Annotated in this window: 1 protein-coding gene; it reads right to left on the bottom strand. The window is 60.6% G+C overall.

Annotated elements, in window-relative coordinates:
* Nucleotides 1-342 precede the first annotated feature (342 nt).
* A complete protein-coding gene (locus ACEWQ0_RS00125; protein ID WP_476484122.1) occupies nt 343-711 on the bottom strand; it encodes a hypothetical protein in 369 nt (122 codons plus the stop codon).
* Nucleotides 712-897: the final 186 nt, after the last annotated feature.

Raw genomic sequence — 897 nt, forward strand, 5'->3', positions numbered from 1 at the left:
GGCGCTTACGGAGCGAAGAGATGTCTGATTCCAACGAAGTTGTCACCGACCCGCGCCTTGAGAAGCGTACCCGACGCCGGTTTAGCGTAACCGAGAAGAAGCGGCTGCTGGCCGAAGCCGATGCCCTGCCGCACGGCGAGAGAGAAAAACTAGGACAGCCATGATTCTAACGGCTGAATAGCCGTCGCCCACGACTTCGCGATGGGTAGACCAGTCGGAAAGGTTGATGGTGGTGAGGTGATTTAGCGATCTGGGCAGCGAAAATCCTGTCTTGGGCCGAATTCCCCCGCAATCGCCCACGCGGAGGCCCCGGATTGACCGGTTTGTGGCTTCTGGAGGGGGCTACCAGGGAAGTGGTTGTTCTCGCAGCTTCTTGAGGGCGAACTCTCCGGACACGCCCTTCATCCACCGTTGCCCGAGATCGGCGGCCTTGAGCATCAGCGCCTCGGCCGAGCCGATCGCCCGGTAGTAGCGGCTCTCGGTTCCCTGGACGCGTCGCATCCACTCGCGGGGATGGTTGGCGACGCTCCAGAGGCTTTCGGGTGGCGTTTGTCCGGCTGCGGAGAGTTTGCCACGCTTGTCCGGATGCGCCTGCAGCCCTGTCCAGCGCACAAGCTCGATATAGCTCGATTCACTCAGGTCGGAGAGTGTGTCGCTATCGAGCCCGGCGACCGGCTTGAGGGACTGGTTCTGTGGTTCTCGGCCAAGCACCTTCCCGATGGCAGATCGGGTCGACTCGAGCCGGTGTCGGACGGATATTGAACGACAATTACTTTGGCCGGTCGGCGACAACTATTTTGGCCGGTTGCCACTAAGCTTGGCCGTTTGTTCACTGCACCCGGAAAGGGGTTTTGGATGGCGGCCACCGAGCAACAGGTCAAAGTATTCATGGACGAG

This window comes from Wenzhouxiangella sp. YN9 (assembly GCF_056324165.1).